The organism is Nocardioides lacusdianchii (genome assembly GCF_020102855.1).
GTDB classification, from domain to species: domain Bacteria; phylum Actinomycetota; class Actinomycetes; order Propionibacteriales; family Nocardioidaceae; genus Nocardioides; species Nocardioides lacusdianchii.
Genome location: NZ_JADHZD010000034.1, coordinates 1 through 8,922 on the forward strand (window position 1 = coordinate 1; position 8,922 = coordinate 8,922).

At 68.1% G+C, this 8,922-nt stretch carries 8 protein-coding genes; 4 read left to right on the top strand and 4 right to left on the bottom strand.

The window, feature by feature from the left end; genetic code table 11:
• Window positions 1-234: 234 nt before the first annotated feature.
• From IRX98_RS22255 to IRX98_RS22265, 3 genes are all read right to left on the bottom strand, one after another.
• Window positions 235-1,227, bottom strand: coding sequence for a bile acid:sodium symporter (locus tag IRX98_RS22255; RefSeq protein ID WP_224280522.1), 993 nt, complete (start codon window positions 1,225-1,227; stop codon window positions 235-237).
• Between the two features lie 269 nt (window positions 1,228-1,496).
• On the bottom strand, window positions 1,497-2,981 hold the full coding sequence (lnt, locus tag IRX98_RS22260) for an apolipoprotein N-acyltransferase (RefSeq protein ID WP_235746140.1): 1,485 nt from the start codon (window positions 2,979-2,981) through the stop codon (window positions 1,497-1,499).
• A gap of 134 nt (window positions 2,982-3,115) precedes the next feature.
• Complete coding sequence (locus IRX98_RS22265) at window positions 3,116-3,670, bottom strand: TlpA family protein disulfide reductase (protein WP_224280526.1); 555 nt, start codon at window positions 3,668-3,670, stop codon at window positions 3,116-3,118.
• Between the two features lie 243 nt (window positions 3,671-3,913).
• On the opposite strand from IRX98_RS22265, the gene IRX98_RS22270 reads away from it, so the two are divergent.
• The 4 genes from IRX98_RS22270 to IRX98_RS22285 all read left to right on the top strand — a co-directional run bounded on the left by IRX98_RS22270 (window position 3,914) and on the right by IRX98_RS22285 (window position 7,908).
• Entirely contained in the window at window positions 3,914-4,438 is a 525-nt protein-coding gene (locus IRX98_RS22270; protein WP_224280534.1) for a TlpA family protein disulfide reductase, read from the top strand.
• Complete coding sequence (gene resB / locus IRX98_RS22275; protein WP_224280528.1) at window positions 4,435-6,027, top strand: cytochrome c biogenesis protein ResB; 1,593 nt, start codon at window positions 4,435-4,437, stop codon at window positions 6,025-6,027. Before IRX98_RS22270 ends, resB begins: the two co-directional genes overlap by 4 nt.
• Entirely contained in the window at window positions 6,024-6,980 is a 957-nt protein-coding gene (gene ccsB / locus IRX98_RS22280) for a c-type cytochrome biogenesis protein CcsB (protein WP_224280530.1), read from the top strand. Before resB ends, ccsB begins: the two co-directional genes overlap by 4 nt.
• Before the next feature lie 97 nt (window positions 6,981-7,077).
• Window positions 7,078-7,908, top strand: coding sequence for a cytochrome c biogenesis CcdA family protein (locus IRX98_RS22285; RefSeq protein WP_224280532.1), 831 nt, complete (start codon window positions 7,078-7,080; stop codon window positions 7,906-7,908).
• A gap of 535 nt (window positions 7,909-8,443) precedes the next feature.
• On the opposite strand, the gene IRX98_RS22290 is transcribed toward IRX98_RS22285, so the two are convergent.
• Window positions 8,444-8,710 carry an IS3 family transposase gene (locus IRX98_RS22290; protein ID WP_372456106.1) on the bottom strand — a complete coding sequence of 89 codons (267 nt, stop codon included), beginning with the start codon at window positions 8,708-8,710 and terminating at the stop codon, window positions 8,444-8,446.
• Window positions 8,711-8,922 lie beyond the last annotated feature (212 nt).

Consider the following 8,922-nt stretch of genomic DNA (forward strand, 5'->3'; position numbering starts at 1 on the left):
CGCAACCGAGGACCGAAGTGGAAGAGCCGGCACCGGCCGGAGACCGAGCCATGCCCCGACCACCGCACCCGCCGGCATTCACTAGGAATCACCGACCCCTGATCACCCTCGGTGGATCAGGGCTGAGCACACGGGCCCTGTGCGCGACGTCGCTTTCCCGAAGAGGAACGTCGACCGCCTCAGACCAGGCACCGGCAGCCCAGCATGTCCAGAACTCCGCATCCTCAACGGCGATCATGTCGCGGACGGCAGGTCCGTCCCGGCCGCCTCCTTCGCTGGGATAAGTCGGGGGACCAGCCGGATGTAGACGAGCATCCCCACCAACTCGACCAGGGTCTGGGTGACCACGATCGCCGGTGTCACAGCGTATGCCGCAGGTAGAGCGAGCGCGAGAGGAAGCACGACGAGCGAGTTGCGCGTCGCCCCCGTGAAGACCAGGGCACGCGCCCGTCCCACGTCCAGGCGCGCGACTCTCGCGGCCGCTACTCCCACTACCGCCATCACCACCAAAAAGGCCGCGTAGACGGGCACCGCCGTCGCGACGTCGTTGAATCGGCCCCTGAGCTTGGGCACCTGGCTGCCCACGACCACGAACAGCGTGGCGGCCATGACCGGCACCATCGCGGCATTCAAGCCGCGGATGACTACCTGGCCCGCTCTGCGCCGGGCGGCGAACGCCTGGGAGGTCCATGCCAACGCCAAGGGCAGCAAGATCAAGATCCCGAACGCCTCGACGAACGGCCTGATCTCCACGATGTCGGCAAGCTCCGGGCCAACGAACAGCCACAACAGCACCGGCAGAACGGCCAGCTGGGCCAGCATCAAGAGCGGCGAGGCTGCGACGAGACGCTGGCTGTCTCCCCCGGCGAGCCCGGAGAACACGATCACGTAGTCGATGCATGGGGTGAGCAACGTCAGCAACACCCCGAGCAGGACCGCCTGCTCCAAAGGGGCCACGGCGACCAGACCGGCCACGGCGAGCGGCACGGCCACGAAGTTGACGGCCAGCACCGTGACGAGGAACCTGGCGTCGCGGAACCCCGCCGTGACCTGGGTGAACGGAACCTGTAAGAAGGTCAGATACAGCAGCGCACCCAGCACAGGATAGATGCCAGCTTCGAGCGGATGCGAAGTCCCTGGCCACGTCAGACCAACTGCCGCCCCGGCTGCCAGCGCGCCAAGGTAGATCGCGATCTGGTGACGCTCGAGGACTTTGACGTCGGACACTTGTTTGCTCTCCCTGGGATGGCCCTCTCAGTTCGTCCCAGGCGAACTACGTTCGCCTGATCGGCGCGACTGATCCTTCGTCCCACCCGGGAAGTGTCGGCCCCCTCCGTGGCTTCCCGGGCGCCTTCTACCCTTGGTATGGCGACCGGGTCCCCGGCTCGACTTGGTCCCCAACGGCTGAGCAAGCCCGGCTGCCACCCTCGCCCGACCACGGGCTGGGGTGAAGCACAGTCAGGTGTCGGCTCGCTCGCGCGGTGTGCGCCATCACTTTAGATGCCCCGCATGGGGAACTGGCGACGGGAATTGCTGGCGGCCGCAAGGATCGCGGCGGCGACCCCGATCAGGCACAGGACGAGCTTGATGAGGGAGCCGTGCCGGACCGCGGGGGTCTGCGCATCCACCAGCGCCACCTCGGTGACGGCAATGTCGGTCGTCCGGGGTTCCAGTTGCTGGCGGACTGTACCGTCTGGGGCGATCACGCCGCTGATGCCGTTGGTGGAGGCGACGACAACGGTGCGGCCGGTCTCCATGGCACGCGCCCGGCTGATCGTGAACTGCTGCTCCAGTTGCGACGTTCCGGTGAAGGTCGCGTTGCTGGTCTGTACCGTCACCATCTGCCCGCCGTTCTGGACCTGGGCGATCAGCGAGTCGTCGTAGGCCACGTCGAAGCAGATCAGGTCCACCACACGGGTGCCGGCGACGTCGAGCGGCCGGCTGCGGGTGCCGGCGATCATGTCACGTGGGATCATGTCCAGGCGCCCGATCTGGAGTCCGGCCAGCTGGCTGCGGAAGGGAACGTACTCGCCGAACGGCACCGGGTGACGTTTGGTGTAACGCTCCGCGGTCGAACCGTCCGGGAGCCACACCAGTCCTTGGTTGAGGACGGCGTCCGGGCGGGGCCCGTCGACGATGGCGCCCACGAGCACCGGCACTCCGATGGCCGCCACGGCCCGGGAGATCCCCGCGTTGGTCTGCTCGTCGGTGAACGGGTCGACGGCGGTGGAGTTCTCGGGCCACAACACGAAGTCGGGCTGCTGCACGGCGCCGTCCTCGACGCGCCGGGCAAGGTCGACCGTGGCTCGGACGTGATTCGCGGTGACCTGCTCGTGAACAGCGACCAGATCGTTGCCGGCACCGGGTACGTCGCCCTGCACCGCAGCGACCGTCACCACGGGTCGCCCGGCTTCCCATGAGGATGTCAACGACTCGGGGCTGAACAGGACGGGTACCACCGCGACGAGGAGCGCCGCGACCACGGCCGCGGCAGCGCCGGCGGGACGCGCCCTCCCCTCCTGCAGGACCCAGGCAAGGATCGCGCCGGTGAGAGCGATGAGGAAGCTGACGCCGGTGGCGCCGATCCAGGGCAGCCACAGCGCGAACGGGGTGTCGACCGCGGCCCAGGCCAGCCTGGTCCACGGGAACCCGCCCAGCGGCCACGTCGACATCGCGGCCTCGGTGGCTACCCACACGCATGCGGTCCACCACGGCCAGCCGCGAAGCCGGCGCACGAGCGCGATCCCGACCGCGATGAGGGCGTAGAAGCCGGCGACCACGGGACTCAACAGCAGCCACGCATCGGTGCCGACAGCCCGCATCCACACAGTCAGGGCCAAGGTGTAGGCGAGCCCGAACAACAGCCCCAGAACCGCTGCCCGGCGCACCGGAACCCGTTGCACGAGAAGCACGAGCGCCGCGACCGCCAGCGGCAGCAGCCACCGCTCGTCCCACGGAGCGCTAGCTCCTGCCGCAGCCATTCCGGCCAGTACGGCGGCGGGAATGCGTGCGAGCCGAATGCGGCGGTCAGTGTGGTGGTCAAAGGAGGCGCTCGGTGTGCGAGCCCCAGCCGGTCCAACCAAGGAGGGACTCCCCGTGGCGTGTCCCATCGGCTCTAGTCCCCCTCCGTGATCGAGTCGAGCAGCGTGGCGAGCTCCGACCTGGAGACTTCGCCAATCACCCGGTCTACGATCCTGCCGTCCGCATCCACGGCGAGCGTGACCGGCAGGCCGGGGACGCGAGTGTCGGCGAGCACGACCGCGTCGACGTCGACCAGCTGCGGATAGGTGACGCCCGTCTCGCTCAGGAGGTCGGCGGCCGCTTCCTGGCGGTCTTGGGTGTTGATGCCGACGAACTGGACCTCTGGGTGACGTCGGGCCGCCTGCGCGAGCATAGGCATCTCCTTGCGACACGGACCGCACCACGACGCCCACAGGTTGACCACGGCCGGTCCAGCCAACCGGGACACGTCCACCTCCCTGGCCTCGTTGAGACACGGCAGCTTCACCTGTGGCAGCCGATCGGAGTCTTCGCCCACTGACTCTTCGTCCTCCAACCCGGTGCAGCCGTCGAGCCCCTGCACCGCGATCGGCTCGACCGGCGGAGCGGCGAAGTCCTCTGCCGTGTAACCGCCGGAGGGTCCGCCACACCCACCCAGCAGGGCGGCCACCACGACTCCCGCGACCGCGACCGCCAGCGGGCGACCGCCACCACCGCGTCGTTGCACGTACTACCTCATGTCTCGTCGCAGATGCCACCGTTCTGAACTCGATGGCCGGTACGTACAGTACGGAACCGGTGGGGACGCGAAGAAGACGCACCCCGCCGACGACGCGCTGAAGGAGCTGCCCACGTGAGGACCAGCCGGCCGAGATCCCGGACACGCGCCGCGGCCTGCCTCATCGCCGTGGCGATGTCCCTATCGGCCTGTGGCGCCGACCGCGGGACCCCGACCGCCACCGACGGGGTCGTCGAAGTCATCGCCCCTGAAGACCGGCGAGACGTCGAGCAGTTCACGGGCGACCTGCTGGACGGCGGCCGCTTCGACAGCACCTCGATGGCCGGCAACGTGGTCGTCTACAACGTCTGGGGCTCCTGGTGCGCGCCGTGTCGAACCGAGGCATCCGCCCTGAGACGAGTCTCTGAGGAGACCGAAGAGCTGGGAGTGCGGTTCGTCGGGATCAACGTCCGCGACAACGACGCCTCGGCCCGGGCGTTCGAGGACAACTACAACATCGAGTACCCCAGCATCACCACCGACACCTCCAGCGCCGCAGTACTCGCTTTCGGACCGGCTCTGCCCCCCAGTGCGGTGCCGAGCACCCTGGTCGTCGACGCCCAAGGTCGCCTCGCTGCCAGGATCGTCGGGCCCACCGACTACGCGACGCTCACCACGATCGTCACCGAGACCGCCGCGGAAGCAGACACCAGCCAGTGACCGACCTCGACACGAAGACCACGGCCAGCGGCCACCCACCACCGGCGCAGGCTGCGCCGTCCTGGGGGTGGCTGCGCTGGGCGTGGCGGAACCTGACCTCGATGCGCACCGCGGTTGTCCTGCTCGCGCTTCTCGCGCTCGCCGCCATCCCAGGGTCACTGTTCCCGCAGCGCAACGTCGCCAGCGACCCAGCAGCAGTGATCAACTACATGCAAGACAACCCCCGCATCTCGCCGTGGCTGGACCGCATGGGGATGTTCGACGTCTACGCGTCTCCATGGTTCGCCGCCATCTACATACTGCTACTGATCTCCATGACCGGGTGTGTGCTGCCCCGCTCCCGTCGGCTCTGGCAGTCCGTGCGCAGCGATCCTCCGCCCGCCCCGCGGAACCTAGCCCGGCTGGAGGACCACCGAAGCTGGGAAACCACCCGGGAGCCGGCCGAGATCATCGCCACCGCAGCGGCGCATCTGCGGCGCAAGGGGTTCCGTGTCGTCTCCACCAACGACGAGATCCGGGCCGAGCGCGGATACCTACGCGAAGTCGGCAACCTGGCCTTCCACCTGTCGCTGCTGGTGCTCCTGGTCGGCATCGCCGCCGGCAAGCTGATCGGGTTCGAGGGCCGAGTCGCCGTCGCCGAGGGCGGCACGTTCGCCAACGATCTCTCCCAGTACGACGCCTTCACTCCCTCAGCGTGGACCGATGTCGACGACCTGGAACCGTTGTCCTTCACCCTGGAGGAGTTCGACGTCTCCTACCAGACCAGCGGCCCCAACCTCGGCCAGCCCTCAGAGTTCGCGGCCCGGCTCGCCTACCGCGCCGGCAGCGGTGAGGAGCAGACCGTCACCGTCGAGCCGAACCACCCGCTCAATGTCAACGAGACCAAGTTCTTTCTCACGGGCAATGGGTACGCCCCGGTCGTCACGGTTCGTGACGGGCGCGACAAGGTCGTGTTCACCGGGCCGGTGCTGTTTTTGCCGTTGGACAGCAGCTACGCCTCCGACGGTGTGATCAAGGCGCCGGACGCCCAGCCGACCGAGCTGGCCTTCGAGGGGTTCTTCCTGCCCACCGCCGATGTCGGCCCCCAAGGCCCCTACTCCAGGTTTCCTGACGCCCTGAATCCTCAGTTGTTTCTCACCGCCTTCACCGGTGACCTAGGGTTCGGCGACGGGGTTCCGCAGTCGGTGTTCACCCTCGACAAGGACGACCTGACACAGGTGCGCCGCGACGGACAGCCCTTCAGCCAAGCGCTGTCCGTCGGAGAGACCATGCGGCTTCCCGGTGGTCAAGGCACCCTCACCTTCGACCGGGTCTCCCGGTTCGCCAACTTCCAGATCGCCTACGACCCCGGCAAGGAGATCACCCTCGTTGCGGCGATCGTCCTCTTCGTGGGGCTCACCACATCCCTGATCGTCCGCCGGCGACGGCTGTGGCTGCGGCTGCGACCCAGCACTGACGCCGGGACCCTGGTCGAGATCGCCGGCTACTCCCTCACCCGCCGCGAACCTCCTCCACACGAGATCGAGGACCTCGTCGCTGCCCTGGGCGGAGCGTCGCCCCCGACCACCAGCAAGGATGTTTCCGCATGATCTTCGACGAGCAGACATTCGCTCAGCTCTCCAACGGCCTGGTGTACTCCGCCATCGCCGTCTACGCGCTGGCCTTGCTGGCCTACGCCGCCGAAACTGCCGGCCAGGTCGCAGGCGCCACCACGTTGGTCGCCGACTCCCCTGCCCGCAGCCGACTGGCAGGCGCCACCACGATGGTCGCCGCTCCGCCCTCCCGCAGCCGCCGGCTTGGCGCGGTCGGCACGTCGCTGACCGTGCTGGCGTTCCTGCTCAACCTCGGCGGCGTCATCACGCGCGGCCTCGCGGCCGGCCGGGTGCCGTGGGGCAACATGTACGAGTTCGTGCTCGTCTGCGCACTCGCGGCGGGCGCCGCGTACCTGGCGTTCCTGTCCAGGCGCCCGGTCCGCGCCTTCGGCGTCTGGATCGTGGCCATCGTCCTGCTCGCCCTCGGCCTGGCCGTCACCGTCCTCTACACCCCCGCCGGCGACCTGGTGCCGGTGCTGGACTCCTACTGGCTGGTGATCCACGTCGCCGCCGCCATCACCGCCGGTGGAGTCTTCACCGTCGGCGCCATCGCGACCGGCCTGTTCCTGGTACGCCACCGCCTAGAGCGCCGCGGCACGACGCAAGCCCCCAAGGGACGCTACGCCGCCACCCTCCCCACCACCCGCACCCTGGAGCAGGTCGCCCACACCGCCCACATCTTCGCCTTCCCGATCTGGACCTTCGCCGTGATCGCCGGCGCCATCTGGGCCGAGAACTCCTGGGGCCGCTACTGGGGCTGGGACCCCAAAGAAACTTGGGCGTTCATCACCTGGGTCTGCTACGCCGCCCACCTGCACGCCCAAGCCACCGCCGGATGGCGCGGCGTCCGCGCCTCCTGGTTCGCCCTCGCCGGCTACGCCGCCTTCCTGTTCAACTTCTTCGGCGTCAACCTGTGGATCACCGGACTGCACTCCTACGCCGGCGTCTGATTCCCGGAGCGCCGATCCAGTGGTCGTAACCTAAGTTCGTACCGACTCCGCACCAGACGTCGCACGAGGAAAGAACAGGACCGAAATCATCGTTGCCATGAGCGCCAGCGACCTGGTGATGTCAGGCCCGCTCGTGCTTGCCGCACTGTTGGCAGTCGCGGCGGGCCTTGTCTCCTTCATCTCCCCGTGCGTCCTACCCCTCGTGCCCGGCTACTTGTCCTACGTCGCCGGAATGTCCGGCGCGGAGCACCACCAAGAAACCGATGCGTGCGCCGCCGAAACGCCCAGCCAGGTCGCAAACGTAACGACGACCCAGACCCGCGCCGTCAGCAGCACACAAGGCACCCACCGGGTGGTCCTCGGCGCTGTCCTGTTCGTCGCCGGGTTCGCAGCGGTATTCACCAGCTACGGCGTTCTGTTCGGCACCTTCGGTGCACTGCTGATCGCGCATCAAGAGACGCTGGTCCGCGTCTTGGGGGTGCTCACCATCGTGTTCGGCCTGATGTTCACCGGGCTGTTCTGGCGACTCCCGATCGCCAGCCGCAGCCTCCGGCTCGGCTACCGCCCGCGCGCCGGGCTGGCCGGTGCACCGCTGCTCGGCGTCATGTTCGGCCTCGGCTGGACCCCCTGCATAGGCCCCACCCTCGCGGCCGTCCTCACGCTAGCTACCAGCAGCGCCGGCGCCGGCCGCGGCGCCCTTTTGTCCCTTGCCTACAGCATCGGTCTGGGGATCCCGTTCATCATCGCGGCCTTCTCGGTCTCACGGGCCATGACCCGCCTCCAGTGGGCGCGTCGCCACGCGGCCAAGGTCATGCTGGTTGGCGGTCTTGTGATGATCGCGCTCGGCGTACTCCAGGTCAGCGGGCTGTGGCTCGACCTAATGACTCGGCTCCAAGGCCTGGTCGCCAACTGGCAGACGCCGATCTGAGGTCCTCACGGGAGAAGACGAAGCCCCGTATGACGCTGTAGGCGCCGCGCGTCCCAGGACGACGGAAGGTATGCTATCGGCATCGGCAGCTGACGCTGAAGCGACGATGTCCAGGTACCGTGAGCGCCAGCTGGCGGAGCTCATGTTGCAGTTTGGCGACTGGTGGCAAGAAGGGACGGTCGCCCATCGCCCACTATTGGTGGCGCTATTGGTCCGATCGCGTCGACCGACGGTCAGCGACGGAGACCCAGCCCATAACCGGTGATACGACCATCGCGCACCGCCTGCGGTCTTCTCGCCAGAATGGCGAACGACATGGACGGGCACGGGTCAATGCGGGCATCCACAGCGGCTGCCATGTGGACGGCCTACTCCGCCCACGCAGTACTGACCGCGTGGGTGCTGGCCCGCCGCTCCGTACGCCTTCCCATCCCACCCGGACCAGCGCGCGTCGCCGGTGGAGCCCTGATCACCGCCGGTGCTGGGCTGTGTGTGGCCGGGATGATGAATCGCCCCGGGTTTCGTGGAGGCTCGATTACTTGGAACCAGCCCCAGTCGGGACGGGTGTCTGAGGGTAGTTCTCTGGCGTGATCCTGGTCGGCTGTCGTGCCCAGTGGGTGGTCTCGTACTCGGCTGGTGGGACGAGCCCGATCTCGCCGTGCAGGCGTCGGTGGTTGAACCAGTCGACGTACTCGGCGACCGCGATCTCGACGTCGCCCACGGCCTTCCAGCCGCCCTTGGGGCGCATGACGGGGTTGCGGATGCACTCGGCCTTGAACAGCGAGTTCAGCGCCTCGGCCATCGCATTGTCATACGAATCGCCCCGGCTTCCGACCGATGCGACGGCCTCGGCTTCGGCGAGCCGCTCGGTGTAGCGAATCGCTCGATATTGGGCAGGTTCAACCGGTCGATGCAACACCGGGTTGTTGAAGGGAGCGTAGCTGCTCCTCGAAGACCTCAGCCGGCGTCCTCCAGCCGAGGATCTTGCGGGGCCGATTGTTGAGCGCGTGAGCG

Coding starts and splice junctions, on each gene's coding strand:
- IRX98_RS22290 (WP_372456106.1), bottom strand. CDS start 8,710: ATGGCCGAGGCGCTGAACTCGCTGTTCAAGGCCGAGTGCATCCGCAAC.
- IRX98_RS22270 (WP_224280534.1), top strand. CDS start 3,914: ATGTCCCTATCGGCCTGTGGCGCCGACCGCGGGACCCCGACCGCCACC.
- IRX98_RS22285 (WP_224280532.1), top strand. CDS start 7,078: ATGAGCGCCAGCGACCTGGTGATGTCAGGCCCGCTCGTGCTTGCCGCA.
- ccsB (WP_224280530.1), top strand. CDS start 6,024: ATGATCTTCGACGAGCAGACATTCGCTCAGCTCTCCAACGGCCTGGTG.
- lnt (WP_235746140.1), bottom strand. CDS start 2,981: ATGGCTGCGGCAGGAGCTAGCGCTCCGTGGGACGAGCGGTGGCTGCTG.